Source organism: Algibacter sp. (assembly GCF_049667265.1).
Classification (GTDB): Bacteria; Bacteroidota; Bacteroidia; order Flavobacteriales; family Flavobacteriaceae; genus Algibacter_B.
Map to the genome: position 1 here is coordinate 1 of NZ_JBATHX010000041.1, position 17,699 is coordinate 17,699.

The following is a 17,699-nucleotide window of genomic DNA, read 5'->3' on the forward strand; positions in this document are numbered from 1 at the left end:
CCGCCTTGTGGTAATTGATTAACAACTTGTTGCAATTCGGCACACCCCATGTGTGTTAAAAAGAATGTTAACACAATAATTAATTTGGTTTTAATTAAAGGTTGTAAATTTGGTATGTTTGTTGTACTCATTAAATAAAATTATTAAAGTGAAACATTTATTATTAGTAATACTATTAGGTTTGTTCAGTTTTTCGTATTCACAACCTCTTAAAGTTTCAGATATTGTTTCAGAAAACAAGATTACTTCTTTTTCTGAGCAAAAACTAATTTTAGTTGATTTTTGGGCTACCTGGTGTGCTCCTTGCATTTATGCTACGCAGCAATTAGAAATTTTACAACATCATAACAAAGATAAAATTTTTATGATTTCAATTTCTGATGAGCCAGTAGCAAAACTAAAATCATATATAGAAAAAAGACCAATTGAATTAATGGTTACTTCTGATTACGAAAATTTTACGTTTGATAAATATAATGTTCAATTAAGGCCTTATGCTGTTTTACTTGATTTAAAAGGAAATATGCTCTGGAAAGGTAGCCCATCTGATTTATCGCAGAGTAAATTGGATCAATTTTATTATTCGCAAAAAAACGTAAAAAGTTTAAAAAAACTTGATAAAATTTTAAGTGTAAAAGAAGAAGTACCGGTTTCGACTAAATTACTTGTTGGAAATAAAGATTTTATGATTTCTGAATTAAATACTGAAGTTAATGAATTAATTAAAAATGAAGACGAAGTTTTTTACTCAGGTTCTTTAAGCAATTTAGTTTTTACGTTAAAATCAACAGGTCCATTTGAAATAAAGTTTGATGAAGGTTTAGATAAAAACATAAAGTTAGTTTGCACAAAAGATATGTGGGATAATGAGAAGGATATTATTCTTGATGAAGTATTTGATTTTTTTAAATTGAAAAGAGAAGTTAGAAAAGAGAATATAGAAGGGGTTGAATTAATTGTGAAAAACAAACGAATGCTTTGGGACTCTAATCAATTAAATTGGGAAGGAAGTCCTACTAATTATATGGTGGGTATAGATAGAATTCAAGCAGACAATATTAATATAAAGGCAATTTGTAGTTTGCTTAGCCGTGAAAAAAATATAAACTATCTGTATTTGGGGAACGATAATAGGTTGTATGATTGGGATTTTCACTTTGAATTTGAAAATTTAATGAAAGAAGAGCTGGAAAGTTCTTTTGGAATTTATTTTAAACCTATTTATCTATCTACCTCCATTACTTATATATCAAAAGCAAATTAGAAATGCCCGTTGGTAATTGTGGATATTAAAGATAAGAACTGCTAAATCCATGGATTTTACTTTTTGGTTTATAGATTTAGGTGTTATTCTTTTCTTTGGCGTAGATTAAGATTGTTTTCATAATGCCATCAATAATCTTATATGTACTAATATAATCAATGGATAAAAAGAACTCTTAAAACCTTTTTTTAAGAGTTTATTTCTTTTTAAAGTAACTATTTAAGATAAACAGTTCTCCTTTTTTATTCATACAGACCATACTTTAAATGAGAATTTAACCTATTCCTTGAACCTTTTTATACTTCCTTAATAAGTCTTTTTTATAAAGCTAAGTAGATCTTTATTGTTTTGAAATCACTAAAACCATCTTCTGTTTTCATAAGTGTGTGAAAATTTAAAACCATTAAATAAAAAAATCTCAAACTATATTTAGCCTGAGATTATAAGTAAAGATATTATAGGATAAAAAAAAAGAGTAACCTTTTGGGTTACTCTTTTTTTTTATAAAGCTAATTTAGATTATTGAATAATTCTAAATTCAGTTCTTCTGTTTTGTTGGTGTTCAGCATCAGAACAGCTTACACCGTTAGCACATCTGTTTTTTAATCTTGATTCACCATATCCTTTAGCTTGTAATCTATCTCTAGAAATACCTTTAGATACTAAATAGTTAACAACAGATTGAGCTCTTTGTTGAGATAATGACATATTGTATGAGTCATTTCCTCTTGAGTCAGTATGAGACATAATTTCAACATCTAAGTTTGGCTTATCCTTCATTAACTTCAATAAGTTATTATCAATAGCATTCGTAGAAGTTTTGGTTAATCTAGCGCTAGCAGTTTCATAAAAAACATTTAAAATGTTATTACCAGAAACAACTGAACAATCAACTTCTTCCCATACAGTAATTCCACCTTTTTTAACTAACTCTCTTCTTGTTACTGTTCTATTTTGAGCAGGTATAACATCTTCTCTTGTAGATGCAGGAGTATCAATAACTTCTCTTGTGATAGTTTTGTATTGAGCAGGAACATCAACCTCTTCTATTCTAGCTGGAGTATCAACTACTTGTCTTTCAACAGTTTTATATTGAGCAGGAACATCTATTTCAGACATTGTGTCTGGACTAGCTATATTTTGTATTGATACAGCAGTAAATTCAGCTGGAACTTCAACTTCTCTTACTGATGCAGGAGTATCAACTACTTTTCTAGTTATAGTTTTGTATTCTGCAGGAACTTCAACTTCTCTTACAGATGCAGGAGTGTCAATTACTTGTCTTTTTACAGTTTTGTATTCTGCAGGAATTGTTACTTCTTCAAATGATGCAGGAGTAGCAATTACCTGTCTTGTTATAGTAGTATATTTAGCAGGAATTTCATTTTCCCTTACGGTTGCCGAATTCTCTAATAATTGTTGGGAATAAACAGAATTTTTTTCACAAGCTGCTTTATTTTTACTTTGTGAACAATCTAAAGTCTTAACAGTAGCATCATTTAATAATGTTGTAATAGTAACTGTTTCTGTTTCTTCTGGAGTTTCAACATAACAAGCCGTCATACAATCTTCTTTATCTGCAGATTGACAATCAGCTAATACTGTATATTCCCATTTTCCAGATTTTGCTTTAGTTACAAAAGTTTTAGTATCAGAACCAAATTTTGCAGACTCAACAGCTAATACATTAGTAGCTTCTTTTGAAACGTAAGGAACATTAACTGTTTTGTAAGTAGAAGGAACAGCAGTTAAGCTTTTTGCAGCTTCTTTTACTAATACTTTATCTTCTGTAGTTTTAAAAGTAGCTGGTTTAAACACTTTTTTTGTTGAAGCTTCTTTAACTAAAACTTGCTCGGTAACCGTTTTAAAAGTAGCAGGCACAGTAATGATAGTTTTTGATGCTTCTTTACTTAAAACTTGCTCAGTTACCGTTTTATAGGTAGCAGGAACAGCAATTAAAGTCTTGTAAGCTTCTTTAGTTAAAACTTGCTGAGAAGCAGTTTTGAAAGTAGCAGGAGAACTTACTAATTTTTTACTACTATCTTTAATTAAAACTTGTTCAGTAACAGTTTTATAAGTAGCAGGAATAACTCTTGTAGTTTTTCCAGCTTCTTTAGCTAAAACTTTCTCTGTCACAGTTTTGTACGTAGCAGGAACCACTACTAGTTTTTTGTAAGAAGGAGATGTTTGAACAGTCTCTGTAATTTCTTTAAAGTCATCTTTAGTGATACATTTAACGTAACACTTTCCGGGTGTTGGGTTTACAGGAAGCTCTTGAGCTTTAGCAAAGCCTAAGCCTAATAAAAAAGTTAGGCATAAAAATAAATTTGTTTTCATAAAAATTAAAATTTAGTTAATGGGTTAATTGATTTACGTCTTTTAGACACAGAAAAAATCATTAGGTCACAATTTAACTAAAATTAACATTTGTTAACCTAAAAACTCCGTTTTTCTTTCAATCTTTTTAATAAAATGTTAAGAAAAAATCACCGTTTTATTGTTGAAAACCAATACTTTCCTGTCTGCATGAAGTTTAACAGCGTTTGCTAGTACGATTTTTTCAAGGTCTCTTCCTTTAGAAATTAGATCGGAAATGGCGTGTGCATGAGTCACTCGAGTTACATCTTGCTCAATTATTGGGCCTGCATCCAATTCTTCAGTAACATAATGGCTAGTCGCACCAATAATTTTTACACCACGTTTAAAGGCAGAATGGTAAGGTTTGGCGCCAACAAATGCAGGTAAAAACGAATGATGAATATTAATAATTTTATTAGGATAGATATTTATTAGCTTTTCAGAAACAATTTGCATATATCTGGCTAAAACTATAAAGTCAATTTTATGCTCTTGTAAAAGTTGTAATTGTTTGTTTTCCGCTTCTATCTTAGTATCTTTTGTTACTGGTATATGGTAAAACGGAATTTTAAAATTATCAGCAATTGGTTTAAGGTCTAAATGGTTACTTATTATAAAGGGAATTTCTAAGTTAAGTTCACCAGAATTGTACCGACCAAGTAAGTCATATAAACAATGGTCGTATTTAGAAATAAACAAGGCCATTTTCGGCTTCTTTTCAGAAGAATAGATGCGCCATTTCATTTCAAATTTATCAGCTAAATTGCTTTTAAATAAATTTTTGAAATTTAATGTGGAAAAAGAATCTGAAATAAATTCACTCTCCAAACGCATGAAAAAGATATTTTGTTCTCTATCAACATGTTGATCAATATAAACAATATTACCACCTGCGTTAGCTATAAAATTAGTGACCGAAGCAATAATATTAGGCCTGTCTTTACAATGTATTAAAATGGTAATCTTATTCATATCTTGATTTTATTCGGCACTAAATTTAGTTTAAAAAAGATACAAGCAGGAATTATGATTTAAATTTTATATAATCTTTCGCAAAGAGCTTATTTTTTTGAATATTTCGTAAATTGCGATACTAAATTTCAAGAATCTTTACGAATGAACCAACAACTACCATATAAGCCAAAACACAAGGTTAGAATTGTAACTGCAGCATCACTTTTTGATGGACATGATGCTTCCATAAATATTATGCGTCGTATTATTCAAGCTACTGGTGTAGAAGTGATTCATTTGGGACATGATAGAAGTGTTGAAGAGGTTGTAAATACAGCCATTCAGGAAGATGTGAATGCTATTTGTTTAACATCATATCAAGGTGGACACAATGAATATTTTAAATATATGTTCGATCTTTTAAAAGAAAAAGGTGCCGATCATATAAAGATATTTGGCGGCGGCGGCGGCGTAATTTTACCTTCGGAAATTAAAGAGTTGATGAATTATGGAATTTCTCGAATTTATTCGCCAGATGATGGTCGTGAAATGGGTCTGCAAGGCATGATTAATGATTTAGTCAAAAATTCTGATTTTGCAATTGGTGATGAATTGGATGTTGAAGTAAAAGGTTTAAAAAATAAAAAATCAAAAGATTTAGCAAGAGTCATTTCATCTGCAGAAAATTTCCCAGAAATAGCAAAAAGTACCTTGGATGAAATTCATTCTAAAAATAAAAACTCTAAAACGCCAGTTTTAGGAATTACAGGTACAGGTGGTGCAGGTAAATCTAGTTTGGTTGATGAATTGGTAAGACGTTTTTTAATAGATTTTCCAGAGAAAACAGTTGGCATCATTTCAGTTGATCCTTCAAAAAGAAAAACGGGTGGTGCTTTATTAGGCGATAGAATCAGAATGAATTCTATAAATAATTCTAGAGTTTATATGCGTAGTTTGGCTACTCGTCAGTCTAATTTAGCATTGTCAAAACATGTTAACGAAGCGGTAGAAGTTTTAAAAGCGGCAGAGTATGATTTGATTATTCTTGAAACTTCAGGGATAGGGCAAAGCGATACCGAAATTATAGAACATTCAGATGTGTCTTTATATGTAATGACGCCTGAGTTTGGTGCAGCAACACAATTAGAAAAAATTGACATGCTTGATTTTGCTGATTTAGTAGCCATAAATAAGTTTGATAAAAGAGGATCTCTAGATGCGTTACGCGATGTGAAAAAACAATACATGCGAAATAATAATCTGTGGGATATTCCACAGGAAGAATTACCTGTTTTTGGAACTATAGCCTCTCAGTTTAACGACCCAGGAATGAATACGCTTTATAAAGCGGTTATGGATAAACTGGTTGAGAAAACGGATACAGATTTAAAATCAACATTCATCATTTCAAACGAAATGAGTGAAAAGATTTTTGTAATTCCACCTTCTAGAACGCGATATTTATCTGAAATAGCAGAAAATAATCGAGATTATGATAAAAAAGCTGAGGCGCAGGTTGAAGTGGCTCAGAGGTTATACGGAATATTTAAAACAATTTGCTCTGTTTCAAATGTCAGCTATAGTGTAGTGGAAAGGTCTTTTATTGGGAAATTAAGGTTAAATGAGGATGAGATCTTGAATCAAGTTCAGAATGAGAATGATAAAGTTTTTTTAGAATTATTAATCAAAGAATTCGACAAAGTAAAATTAAACTTGAATCCTTATAATTGGGAAGTTATAACCGGTTGGGATGAAAAAGTAAATAGGTATAAAAACCCGATTTATACTTTTAAAGTTCGTGACAACGAAATTAAAATTGAAACGCATACCGAATCTTTATCTCATACCCAAATCCCTAAAGTAGCTTTGCCTAAATACCAAGCTTGGGGCGATATTTTAAGGTGGTGTTTACAGGAAAATGTACCCGGTAAATTTCCATACACGTCAGGTTTATACCCGTTTAAAAGAACAGGTGAAGATCCTGCAAGAATGTTTGCTGGTGAAGGCGGTCCTGAACGAACAAACAAACGATTTCATTATGTAAGTGCGGGTTTACCAGCAAAACGATTGTCGACAGCTTTTGATAGTGTTACTCTTTATGGAAATGATCCAGATTATCGACCAGATATTTACGGAAAAATAGGAAATGCAGGCGTTTCTATATGTTGTTTAGATGATGCTAAAAAACTGTATTCAGGATTTGATTTAGCAAATGTATTGACTTCGGTAAGTATGACCATCAACGGCCCTGCACCAATGTTACTTGGGTTTTTTATGAATGCTGCTATCGATCAGCAATGCGAAATTTATATTAAAGAAAATGGCTTAGAAAAAGAAGTTGAAACTAAAATAACTAAAATTTATAAAGGAAAAGAACGTCCAAAATACAACGGGAATTTACCAGAAGGAAATAATGGTTTAGGATTAATGCTTTTAGGAGTTACGGGTGATCAAGTATTACCAGAATCTGTTTATTCAAATATTAAAAAGAATACCATAGCTCAAGTAAGAGGAACCGTCCAAGCCGATATTTTAAAAGAAGATCAAGCACAGAATACCTGTATTTTTTCTACTGAATTCGCTTTGCGCTTGATGGGCGATGTTCAAGAATATTTTATCGATAATAATGTGCGAAATTTTTATTCAGTTTCTATTTCTGGATATCATATTGCAGAAGCTGGAGCCAATCCTATAACACAGTTAGCACTAACCTTATCTAATGGTTTTACTTACGTGGAATATTATTTAAGTCGTGGTATGGACATCAATAAATTTGGACCAAACTTATCCTTCTTTTTTTCCAATGGCATAGACCCAGAATATGCGGTAATAGGTCGTGTAGCTCGAAAAATTTGGGCTAAAGCCATGAAGCATAAATATGGGGCAAATGAAAGAGCGCAAATGCTTAAGTATCATATTCAAACATCCGGAAGAAGTTTACATGCACAAGAAATAGATTTTAATGATATTCGTACCACATTACAAGCACTATATGCCATTTATGATAACTGTAACTCGCTGCACACCAATGCTTATGATGAAGCGATAACAACACCTACAGAGGAGTCTGTGCGTCGGGCTATGGCAATTCAACTTATAATAAATAAGGAATTAGGATTGGCTAAAAATGAAAACCCGATTCAAGGCTCGTTTATTATTGAAGAATTAACCGATTTAGTTGAAGACGCTGTTTTATTAGAATTTGATAGAATTACAGAACGCGGAGGTGTTTTAGGTGCTATGGAAACCATGTATCAACGTTCTAAAATTCAAGAAGAAAGTTTGTATTATGAAACCTTGAAACATAACGGAAAGTTCCCAATTATTGGTGTGAACACATTTTTAAGTAGTAAAGGTTCTCCAACAGTTTTACCTGCGGAAGTTATACGAGCCACAGAGGAAGAGAAAGAATTTCAAATTAAAACGTTAAAGAATCTTCATAATGCTAATAATACAGATGTTATCTTAAAAGAACTTCAACAAAAAGCGGTGAATAACGAAAATATATTTGAAGTATTAATGGAGGTTTGTAAAGTATGCTCGTTAGGTCAGATAACCAATGCTTTATTTGAAGTTGGCGGACAGTATAGACGAAATATGTAAGCAGAGAACCAAGTTTTTGAAAACAACTTGTGTGAATCGCTTATCCCGAATTCACTTCGGGATCTTTAAATTCAGAATAATTATAAGTTATCTATCGATACTACAAAGTAAGCATCCAAGAACTCTGAAGCTTTCTAAATTTCTTTAATTCACTACGAAGAATAGGTAAAAAATCTTTTCCGTTGCTATTAGAACGTTCTAATCTATAAGAGCTTTTGTAAAGTTTATTAGTAAGTCTTTTTAAAGAATCGAGGTGTTTGTGTTTTCTATCTGAATAACGTTCTAGTTCTGCATTCATAATTTCAGGAACTAATGATACAGATTGTTGTACAATATCTCCAGAAAAATAAATATCATTATCTTCAGAACCATCTGGTTTTAAATTAGATAGGTCGTGGTTTAGATAGTTAGAAATGTTTTGAGATAAGGCAAAAATCTCAAGTGCTTTTTGATAAACCGGTAAATCCGATAGATTTGGTGGGGTATTGTGTAACATAATCTTTTTCTAATAGCATTTAACCAAAATTACTCACAAGTAATGAATTTCAACTTTAGATTTTAAAGTAAAACCTTATATTTGCTTTAATTATTAATTTTTTATAGTTAATTTTCCTTTAAATGAAAGTAGATTCGATTAATGGTAAGATTTTAAGGTGTTTACAGCAAAATGCTAGACTCTCAAATGCCGAAATAGGAAGGCAGGTTGGAATAAGTTCGCCTGCTGTTTCAGAGCGCATTAAAAAAATGGAAGATAATGGCATTATAGAAGGTTATAAAACCATAGTGTCTCCTTTTGAAATTGGTTATCAGCTTAAAGCCATTATAACCTTAAGGGCTTTTATGGGAAAGTTAAAGCCCTTTCTTGAAAAAGTGAAAACGTATGATGAAGTGATAAATTGCTACCGAATTACAGGCGATGAAAACATTGTGATGGAAGTGGTTTTAAAAAACCAAAAGCATCTGGAAGCCTTTATCGATCAACTGATTACCTATGGCGAATCAAAAACACAAATTGTTTTATCGAGAGTGGTTAAGCAAAAGGAAGTTATTCCAATCTAAAAGTGTTTTTAATTAATGCTCTTTGAATTTCAAATGACTTTTCAAAATAAGAAATAAAAGCACACAAAAACCACCAATAAGCGTTACCATATACCACGTATTTTCAAATCCCCAACTATCAATCATTTGCATGCCAGCTTTGTGGCCAAATATATGTGACATTGAAAATGCAATGGAATACAGCGCCATATATTCTCCCTGATTTCCTTTTTTTGCGCGTTCCAAGGCAAACGCATTTGAAAATGGAAAGGCAATCATTTCTCCAATAGTCATTAAAAACATGCCAATAATTAGGATCCCAGACCAGGTTGTTATATTTAAAATGATAAAACTTCCTGCTGTTAAAACGGCTCCAACTATCATTAATTCCGTTTTTGAAAACCTACTATTTTCCAGCCATTTTATTAAGGGCATTTCTAACAAGAAAATAATTAATCCGTTCGCTCCTAAAAGTAATCCAATATCAATTTTAGATAAGGCATGCACATCTCTGTAATATATTGGCATAGTTGAGAAGTATTGTAAAAATATAACACCAAATAAAAACATGGCTATTAAAAAAATGGTAAAAGCTTTATCCTTATAAGCAGAATCAGGATTTACAACAACAATATCATCTAAAACTTTAGCTTTTTTAGGATTTAAAACCAATATTAAAACTAAAGTTGCCAAAATACAAGTGATGCCATCAACCCAAAATAAGCCACCATATCCCAAAGTAGTAATTATAATTCCGCCTACCGCCGGTCCCGCTGAAAACCCTAAGTTTATGGCTAATCGAATAAGTGTTACGCTACGTGTTTTATTTTCAGGTTTGCTATATGCGCTTAACGCCACAAACATGGCAGGACGAAACATATCGGCCACTAACATTACCAAAAAGATACCGAAACAAAGCGCGTAAAATGTGTTCAAAAATTGTAAGGCTATAAACAGTACACCTGTGCTAACAAGACTTCTAACCATAACTTTGTAATAGCCAATGGTATCGGTAAGTTTTCCACCAAGCCATGAACCAGCTACCGAACCTAACCCAAAACACATCATAATAGTACCAACATTGCCTAATGTAAATTGTAAATCTTCAGTTAAATACAAGGATAAAAAAGGAATTACCATGGTTCCCGCTCTGTTTATTAGTGTTATTAAAGCAAGCCACCAAACCTCTTGCGAAAGGCCTTTAAACGTATTTAGGTAATTGTTGAATAGTGTACTCATAAGTTCTAAATCTACTGTTTTCTACATATTGGTTTATTTGTGTTTTATTTAAAAATAAAAAGTCCGACTGTGAAGTCGGACTTTTTAACATTGCAATATTTTATATAAATAGCATCACAATATATAACTAGCCAGACTCATTGTTTTTAAACATGAGGTAAATTGCTTTTTATAAATAGTGACGTTTTTACGCATTTTTAGTTCTTTTCGATGCTCAAATCTAGGTAAAATAAATTTAACTTGTATTTTTACCTTGATAATTTTAAAAAATGAAGAAAATAATTTTAGTGTTAGGTTTAAGCGTTTTGTTGGTTTCTTGCGGCAGTAGCTTTCAAAGTTTTTATAATAATCATAAGGCTGATATGGGAACAACTTCCTTTCAGGTTCCTAATTTTATGAAAGCCGTTTTAGGTAATATTTCGCCAGAAGTAAAAAATGCCATTGGAAACATTTCAGATTTTAAATATATAAAGTTTCAAAATGTTGATGCGTTAAAAAGGCAAAGTCTCATTTCAGAAATGAGTGCCGTGACAAATAGCGGGTTTAAAGATGTTTTTAGAAAAAATGAATTGGTTAACACCCGAATCATTTCAGTCATCGAAATCGGGCCTGTAGTTACCGATGCCATCATTTTTAACAGTACAGAATCTGAAACAACCGCCTTTTATTTACAAGGTAATTTCGACCCAGAAAAAATTAAAACCTTTGCTGATGAAGATGCATTTAATACCTTTTCAAATGATTTAATCCAAAACTATCAAATGAATCTTAATCCATCGTTTAACCCAAAAGATTAATGAAAATAATAGCTATAAAACTATTTGGGCGTTACCACAAGGGTCGGGCTTTACGCTACAAGTCCTCGCACTTCCTTCGTCAGGCTGTGGGCTATCCGCTGCAATCCCTAACGCGGGCATATCAGCTAGCACTAAGTAAAGGACTGCTGTTAGTATTACTTGCATTATTTTCTGTGTTTACGAGTTGCGCACAAGATAAACGTCCAGTTAAAGGTGAAACCGAATTTCAAAAGGAGATGAACGCAAGCTATAAAGATGCTAGTAAGTCCCCTTTAAAAGATACCGATAGAAAAAACTTTGAAGGGTTGGATTTCTTTTCGTTTGATTCCACTTACGTTGTATTAGCCGATTTTAAAAGAACTCCAAATGAAAAGGCTTTTAAAATGAAAACAACCACAAGCAACCAGCCTATTTATGTAAAATATGGCGAATTAGCATTTAGTTTAAAAGGAGAAACCTTTGTGTTGAATATTTACCAAAACCAGGGATTAAATGAAAAAGAAGGTTACGAGGATTATTTATTCTTGCCTTTTTTAGATGAAACCAACGGATTAGAAAGTTATGGAGGCGGACGCTATCTTGATGCCAGAATTCCAGAGGGCGATACTATGGAAATTGATTTTAACAAAGCTTACAACCCTTATTGCGCTTATAATGACAAGTATTCTTGCCCTATTGTTCCAAGGGAAAATTATTTAAAAACTAGGGTAGAAGCTGGGGTAAAAGCTTTTGACAAGCACTAATTTAATTTAAAGTTTTTAATGGTTTTGTGAGACCCATCGCAATTAGGTTTTCTTTTTGATAAACCGCAAATACAATCGTGAAGTCCTTTTCCAGCTAGTATTCGTGCTGTGTATTTTTCAATTCTAGACGTTCGCGTTTTTGCTTGTTTCGGTTGTGCAAAATGTAATAAGTATCCGCGTTGCCTTCCTTCCGTTAAACTTTTAAAAGCCTTTTTGTATTCTGGGTTTTCTTTAAATTTTAGTGCTAATTCTTCAGGGATTTCAAATTCAGAAGTTTTTTTAAGTTTTATTTTTAAACCCGCTTTTTCAACTTCAACTGCTTCATAAATATATTCCTTAATGACGGCTTCTAGCTTTTTTATTTCTGAAATATTGGTAAATCGAATTTGTCTTGCAGATTGTACGTTTTCCGTTTGCTGAATTAAAATATTATGTTCATCACTCAGCAATGCTCCCTTATTGAAAAGTATGGCACAATAGTCTTTAAAACCATGAATTAAAATGACATTCTTGCCCTTGTAAGTATAGCAAGGGTGCATCCATTTGAAGTCTTCAGTTAATCCACAATCAAGTAAAATTTTGCGTAAATGTGTTAACTCCTGTTGCCATGATTCCAGATTAGCTAAAAATGTATCAACTTTTGTTTTCATTTGTAATTACTTTACCAAAAATAGTCCTAAGAAAACAGCTAAAAATCCAATAACAAAACTCGCAATGGTATAAATAGCAAAACTTGTAAAATCACCAGATTTTAAAAACACATGATTTTCGTAGGCAAAGCTCGAAAAAGTTGTAAAACCACCGCAAAAACCCGTTGCTAACAATAAAGTTTGACTTTGCGAAAGCGAATTGTTTTTTGCCGCAAGACCGAGAATGATTCCTATTAATAAGCTTCCTACAATATTTGCAACAAAAGTACCGTAAGGAATTCCAGTTTCAGGATTGTTTAGATATTTCCCGATAATATAACGTAATACGCTACCAAAACCACCACCTAAAAAAACCAATAAAATATGTTTCATATTTTATTTAATAGGAACGTAAATTTCTGTAATCCAATCTGCCGGGTTCGGGAAATTCCCAGGATCATTAGCATAAATTTCAAACGGTTTTAAATCGGACTGTTCAAGACCATTTTCAGAAAGATATGTCATGGTTCCTTCCCAAGCTTCAGGAAGATTGGTGTAATTTCCTTTTAATGTCGTTTTTAAAACTTTGGTTTTAGGAATGTAACCACATAAAACCTCACTTACTTTATCAACAATTACACGATCTCTAACAGGTATGGCATTACTCATAATAACGCTGGAATTCTCAGAATTCATTTCATTATAAATCGTGAATGGCATACCACTAGATTCCATGTTATTTTGAGTCATATAACTCATAATTTCCCCAAATTGTTTTCCTATTAATTGGCTAATATTTGCACTTGTGCTTGAGGTTGTTTTGTACAAATAAAATCCGCCGCCATATTCTGTTTCACCATTAACATTAATAGTATAAACCTTCATGCTTTCTTGAACAATGCTATCTAGTTTTTCTAAACTACGCTCATAATGCGGTGCAATTTGTTTTTCCATGCCTCCCATAAACGTAGTAAAGGCTTTAAAACCAAATGGTAAATCTTTACCAGAAATTGTCCATGTTGCATCTGTTGTTCCATCCTCATTTTGTTTAAAATTCCAAGAAATATTTGAAGAAGGAAAATCGGCAAATTGCATTTGTTGTTGGATGGATGTATTAGGAGTAGTTTCAATTGTTTTCATGGTACCAATACCATCTTTATCTTCCCAAGAATAAGAACCACCAACGCCATTAGTTTGTTCTGGAAGTGTAATTTTCATATCTGGATCTGCTTCAGCCCAAGACGACCAAGCTTCCCAATTTTTAAAATCAATCACGTTATTATATACTACAGGAGCAGGTGCTTTTATAGTTCGTGTTCTACTTACTTCAAATTCATTTGGCTGTACAGCAATATAAATGGCTAACCCAATAATTGCAATTAGTAATAAAAATAAAATGTATTTGAGAGCTTTCATTCTTTTAATTTGATAATTATACAAATCAAAGATAATGATTTTTAAACCTTAAAATAAATACATGAAGGAAACTTAGTTTTTCGACCTGTGTTAGGATTTTTTTAAAGCTAAATCAGGGTTCTGATTTTTTATTAACGCTAAAAAATAATAGGAATAAATTTAAGGCAATTAAAAAGGAGATGGTTAAAAGGATTTCCATGATGTTTAAAATTGGTTGTTTTTAATACATCAAGAAAATATCAAAAGGTCATCAGAATAATTCTTCAAGGCTCCGTTTTATTGTTTACACTAAAAACAAGCAGGATTATATTAACAACTACGAGGATGCTAACAATTAATATAATATTCATATTTAGTATGGTTTAGTATATACTAGATGCATAGTTTTGAAAATGGTTGCGTTGAAAAACAAATAATTTATTAATAGTTGTATATTTTTTTGTTTTACCAAGTTTCTATTTTCTATCGAAGTGCCTTAAATTGGTAATAATTGCATATTCAATGAGCTTGCCTTTACCAACAAGATCTAGTTTTTTTCGAATATTTTTTCTGTGTGTTTCAATAGTAGATATTTTTAGTGCTAGCTTTTCAGCAATACTTGCAGAGCTTTCATTACTGCCAATATGAACTAGAACTTGCAATTCTCTTTTTGTTAGTGTTTTTATTCTTTCCAGTTTTTTTCTGTCTATTCTTTTAATCAGAGAAATATAAAAGTTTATTGTTGTTTTATTTTTGCTTATAGATTTAGTGGCTTTTAAAACCCGTAAAACATCTTCTTCCGACAGTAATTCACCTTTTTGTTTAATGGCCTTTATGGTTCTTAATAGGTTGTTAATAGCTGTCATTTTAGGTTACTTTTATAGTAGCAATTTAAAGCATAATAGAAAACGAAAAAATCCCCATCGTAGGGGATTTTTAACGGGTTTATCTTTTTTTATTGATATAACGGAATTTTTAATCCAACATACACATCGGTAGTTTTTGAAGTGTCTGATAATAGATTCGATAAAATAGACCCTGAGCCAATCATTAATGGACCAAAACGCAAACCACCTCCCCAAGCAAAATCTCCATACTGTCTGATACTAATTGGGGTATATAAGCTAAATAACTTGGTTTCCAGTCTTGGAGATAAAGTAACAGAGTTTATAATATTATTACTATTTAGGGCATTTTTTTTCACTAAAGATAAGTTAGTTTGAAGACTGATATATAGTTTGTTTTTTATATGATAATCTGCTAAAAAATGAAAAGCTGTCGGTAAACTAATTTGTTGTGCAATTATCTCTTCGGTGCTTGTATAATTATTATCCAAAAATGCTTCAGTATCTTCATTAAAAGTTGAAGCATCTGCCGTTGCATTCAAGTCATAGGTGGTAACAACACTTTCTTTATAATCAATTGAGCCTATATCTGTAATTGAAACTCCAATCTTTAGTTTGTATTTATTGTGTTTTCTTGTTACAGAATCTAAATTAACGTTTGGTCTGTATTCGTAAGTAAATCCCAGGTCCGCCCCGTAACCTGCTGATAAATTTTTAAAATCAATATCATCGTTATCAAAATCTTGGCTTATACCATAGGTTAATTCGCCCGTAGTTGTCAATGTTTCATTGTTGGCACGATACTGCCCAGTAAAACTTGGACTATTTAAAAAAACACCGCCAGCACCTTGAAGATATTTTAAAGTAACTCCACCTTTCAAAAAGTTTTGTTCTTTATCAACTAGTATGCGACCATATACTAAACCGATTTCTGCCCATGCATGAATGGTTCCTGTGAGGTTTTCAGAGTTAAAATCAAAATCTTCGCCCACATCAAAATTATCTGATATGTTTTCATAAAGTTCCCCACTAATGTTGTTTATATTGAAAAAAGCTCGGACACGACTAACCACACCGATACTGCTTTTAGGAGATAGGTTAAACATAAAGGAAGGTCCCAAAATATCTGCATTTAAAAAAAAGTTATTGGCATCCGATGGGAATTTTTCAGCATCAGTTTCAAAGTCAAAACCGCCCTCAGATTTAATAATGTCGCCAACGTTAAGCCCAAAATAATCACTACCTCCAAAAACACTAGCAGATATAAAATTTATGTCTGCTTTAAGCCTTGAGTCTACAACATTTGATGGATTTGAAACAAGCCCGTGAATACCTGAGTAATTATCTACCGAATGCCCGACGTAACTTTGTGCAAATAATTGGGTTGTGAAAGTTAGAAATAATAGAAAAGAGAGGTTGTGATTTAAATTTTTCATTGTATTTGGTTTGGTTAGTATTAGTCGTTAAACATACAATAGTCGTTGATATGAAAAAATCCCCAGTACTGGGGATTTTTGTGGTTTTGGTCGAAAAGTTTATCGACTAACGGTTGGTTTTTATTTTACTGCTTAATAATGCGTTTTGTAAACAATTTATTTTCTGTTTTTATTTCTAATACATACATGCCAGAGTTTAGGCTTTCTAAATGAATAGAGGATATTGGGTTTGATAGATTTTGTTTTAAAACTAAGCGACCACTTAAGTCGTATAAAAAGGCATCGGCTTTATTATACTCGATTAATTTTATGTTAACTATGTTTTTGGTTGGGTTAGGGTAAATATTTAATGTTTCATTTGTTTCTTTATCAGTAGTATTTAAAGTATTTTGAGAATTCGCTTTGAATTGATATGATCCTGTCTCTGTTGTACCAGACATTATAAAATAATAGTCACCTGAGCTTAGGTTTATACTATTAGAAGTTTTACTATTTAATGATGATTTAGCTGTATTAGCACCGTCATGAGTTAAACTAAATAATTGCGTTCCTAAGCTATCATATAATGCAAGGTTCACAGTATTTACTAAACCCTCAAAGGCATTCAAAATAAATTCAATACTATCATCTTGATTTATAGAAAATGAATAAAAATCTTGTGAATCATTTCCTGAAGAATAATAACTTAATCTACCATTATAAAATTCATTAAAATTAATTGCAGTTGCTTGCCCCACGTTGTTATTTGGTTCAGCATCATTATTAGCAATAAAAGCTTGTTCCCAGCCTGAAATATTATAATTACTGCAAATACCGTTTGTGTTTAGAATTTTAAGATGATATGTTTTTGAAGTATCAACGTTGTTATAATCTAATTTTTCAATTGGTCCAGAACTATCAGTTTGTAAAACAGTAGCAACACTACTATAATTTTCATAAAGTGTTGCTTGCATATTATTATCCAATTGTAAATTTATAGTTAATGGAGCCGATTCGGTAATATTAAGTTGATAATAATCTAAATTATCAACATATTCATAACCATAACCTACTTGACCAAAAATATAATCAAATTCATGAAGCAATTGAGCATTTTCAAAGCTGTCATTTGATTCTTGCTCATTATTATCACCATAATATGTGTTCGTATAATTAAAACTATATGTTGTACAATTGCTTGCATCAAGCGATAAATAATAACTTCCTCCCGCAGCGGCGCAAGGGTGTGTAATAGATGTAATCATGTTGTTACTATCTAAATTTGCTGTGCCAACTGTACTTAAAGATGTACCATTATAATATAAAATAGCATTTCCTTGAGCAAAGGGTTCTTCAAAATTAACTACCAATTCTCCGTTATAATCGGTGCTTAATTCATAAATATCTCTATTGTCGTTT

General features: G+C 31.8%; 15 protein-coding genes. 5 read left to right on the plus strand and 10 right to left on the minus strand.

The window, feature by feature from the left end; genetic code table 11:
* Positions 1-148: 148 nt before the first annotated feature.
* Positions 149-1,264, plus strand: coding sequence for a TlpA family protein disulfide reductase (locus WBN21_RS01300; RefSeq protein ID WP_424197505.1), 1,116 nt, complete (start codon positions 149-151; stop codon positions 1,262-1,264).
* Between the two features lie 519 nt (positions 1,265-1,783).
* Here WBN21_RS01300 and WBN21_RS01305 read toward each other — a convergent pair.
* Both WBN21_RS01305 and purU read right to left on the minus strand, forming a co-directional pair.
* Positions 1,784-3,601 carry an OmpA family protein gene (locus tag WBN21_RS01305; protein WP_424197506.1) on the minus strand — a complete coding sequence of 606 codons (1,818 nt, stop codon included), beginning with the start codon at positions 3,599-3,601 and terminating at the stop codon, positions 1,784-1,786.
* A gap of 138 nt (positions 3,602-3,739) precedes the next feature.
* Complete coding sequence (gene purU / locus WBN21_RS01310) at positions 3,740-4,594, minus strand: formyltetrahydrofolate deformylase (RefSeq protein ID WP_424197507.1); 855 nt, start codon at positions 4,592-4,594, stop codon at positions 3,740-3,742.
* Positions 4,595-4,738: 144 nt separating this feature from the next.
* On the opposite strand from purU, the gene WBN21_RS01315 reads away from it, so the two are divergent.
* Positions 4,739-8,179 carry a methylmalonyl-CoA mutase family protein gene (locus WBN21_RS01315; RefSeq protein ID WP_424197508.1) on the plus strand — a complete coding sequence of 1,147 codons (3,441 nt, stop codon included), beginning with the start codon at positions 4,739-4,741 and terminating at the stop codon, positions 8,177-8,179.
* Positions 8,180-8,279: 100 nt separating this feature from the next.
* Here the strand turns inward: WBN21_RS01315 and WBN21_RS01320 are convergent, their stop codons facing one another.
* The gene (locus tag WBN21_RS01320) at positions 8,280-8,675 is read right to left on the minus strand and encodes a hypothetical protein (protein WP_424197509.1); all 396 of its coding nucleotides are present in this window, start codon (positions 8,673-8,675) and stop codon (positions 8,280-8,282) included.
* Positions 8,676-8,797: 122 nt separating this feature from the next.
* Between WBN21_RS01320 and WBN21_RS01325 the strand changes: the two genes are divergently transcribed.
* Positions 8,798-9,238 (plus strand): Lrp/AsnC family transcriptional regulator, encoded by a 441-nt coding sequence (locus WBN21_RS01325; protein ID WP_424197510.1) that lies wholly within the window; start codon positions 8,798-8,800, stop codon positions 9,236-9,238.
* A gap of 12 nt (positions 9,239-9,250) precedes the next feature.
* Here the strand turns inward: WBN21_RS01325 and WBN21_RS01330 are convergent, their stop codons facing one another.
* On the minus strand, positions 9,251-10,456 hold the full coding sequence (locus WBN21_RS01330; protein WP_424197511.1) for an MDR family MFS transporter: 1,206 nt from the start codon (positions 10,454-10,456) through the stop codon (positions 9,251-9,253).
* Between the two features lie 269 nt (positions 10,457-10,725).
* Between WBN21_RS01330 and WBN21_RS01335 the strand changes: the two genes are divergently transcribed.
* Entirely contained in the window at positions 10,726-11,253 is a 528-nt protein-coding gene (locus WBN21_RS01335) for a DUF4252 domain-containing protein (RefSeq protein WP_424197512.1), read from the plus strand.
* Positions 11,253-11,996 carry a DUF1684 domain-containing protein gene (locus WBN21_RS01340; protein WP_424197513.1) on the plus strand — a complete coding sequence of 248 codons (744 nt, stop codon included), beginning with the start codon at positions 11,253-11,255 and terminating at the stop codon, positions 11,994-11,996. Before WBN21_RS01335 ends, WBN21_RS01340 begins: the two co-directional genes overlap by 1 nt.
* Here WBN21_RS01340 and WBN21_RS01345 read toward each other — a convergent pair.
* The 6 genes from WBN21_RS01345 to WBN21_RS01370 form a co-directional block, all read right to left on the minus strand.
* Positions 11,993-12,646, minus strand: coding sequence for a DUF1801 domain-containing protein (locus WBN21_RS01345; protein ID WP_424197514.1), 654 nt, complete (start codon positions 12,644-12,646; stop codon positions 11,993-11,995). The genes WBN21_RS01340 and WBN21_RS01345 overlap by 4 nt on opposite strands.
* A gap of 6 nt (positions 12,647-12,652) precedes the next feature.
* Positions 12,653-13,018: a fluoride efflux transporter CrcB gene (gene crcB / locus WBN21_RS01350; RefSeq protein WP_424197515.1), complete on the minus strand. Its 366-nt coding sequence runs from the start codon at positions 13,016-13,018 to the stop codon at positions 12,653-12,655.
* A 3-nt stretch (positions 13,019-13,021) separates the two neighbouring features.
* Positions 13,022-14,041 (minus strand): SRPBCC family protein, encoded by a 1,020-nt coding sequence (locus WBN21_RS01355; protein WP_424197516.1) that lies wholly within the window; start codon positions 14,039-14,041, stop codon positions 13,022-13,024.
* A gap of 455 nt (positions 14,042-14,496) precedes the next feature.
* Positions 14,497-14,886, minus strand: a complete 390-nt coding sequence (locus WBN21_RS01360) for a helix-turn-helix transcriptional regulator (RefSeq protein WP_424197517.1) — start codon at positions 14,884-14,886, stop codon at positions 14,497-14,499.
* 89 nt (positions 14,887-14,975) lie between these two features.
* Positions 14,976-16,301 carry a DUF5723 family protein gene (locus WBN21_RS01365; RefSeq protein WP_424197518.1) on the minus strand — a complete coding sequence of 442 codons (1,326 nt, stop codon included), beginning with the start codon at positions 16,299-16,301 and terminating at the stop codon, positions 14,976-14,978.
* Positions 16,302-16,426: 125 nt separating this feature from the next.
* The coding region (locus WBN21_RS01370; protein ID WP_424197519.1) for a T9SS type A sorting domain-containing protein at positions 16,427-17,699 on the minus strand (1,273 nt) is incomplete at its 5' end.

Bases quoted from the DNA above. Each gene is read 5' to 3' on its own strand.
- WBN21_RS01305 (WP_424197506.1), bottom strand. From the start codon at position 3,601: ATGAAAACAAATTTATTTTTATGCCTAACTTTTTTATTAGGCTTAGGC.
- purU (WP_424197507.1), bottom strand. From the start codon at position 4,594: ATGAATAAGATTACCATTTTAATACATTGTAAAGACAGGCCTAATATT.
- WBN21_RS01315 (WP_424197508.1), top strand. From the start codon at position 4,739: ATGAACCAACAACTACCATATAAGCCAAAACACAAGGTTAGAATTGTA.
- WBN21_RS01320 (WP_424197509.1), bottom strand. From the start codon at position 8,675: ATGTTACACAATACCCCACCAAATCTATCGGATTTACCGGTTTATCAA.
- WBN21_RS01325 (WP_424197510.1), top strand. From the start codon at position 8,798: ATGAAAGTAGATTCGATTAATGGTAAGATTTTAAGGTGTTTACAGCAA.
- WBN21_RS01330 (WP_424197511.1), bottom strand. From the start codon at position 10,456: ATGAGTACACTATTCAACAATTACCTAAATACGTTTAAAGGCCTTTCG.
- WBN21_RS01335 (WP_424197512.1), top strand. From the start codon at position 10,726: ATGAAGAAAATAATTTTAGTGTTAGGTTTAAGCGTTTTGTTGGTTTCT.
- WBN21_RS01340 (WP_424197513.1), top strand. From the start codon at position 11,253: ATGAAAATAATAGCTATAAAACTATTTGGGCGTTACCACAAGGGTCGG.
- WBN21_RS01345 (WP_424197514.1), bottom strand. From the start codon at position 12,646: ATGAAAACAAAAGTTGATACATTTTTAGCTAATCTGGAATCATGGCAA.
- crcB (WP_424197515.1), bottom strand. From the start codon at position 13,018: ATGAAACATATTTTATTGGTTTTTTTAGGTGGTGGTTTTGGTAGCGTA.
- WBN21_RS01355 (WP_424197516.1), bottom strand. From the start codon at position 14,041: ATGAAAGCTCTCAAATACATTTTATTTTTATTACTAATTGCAATTATT.
- WBN21_RS01360 (WP_424197517.1), bottom strand. From the start codon at position 14,886: ATGACAGCTATTAACAACCTATTAAGAACCATAAAGGCCATTAAACAA.
- WBN21_RS01365 (WP_424197518.1), bottom strand. From the start codon at position 16,301: ATGAAAAATTTAAATCACAACCTCTCTTTTCTATTATTTCTAACTTTC.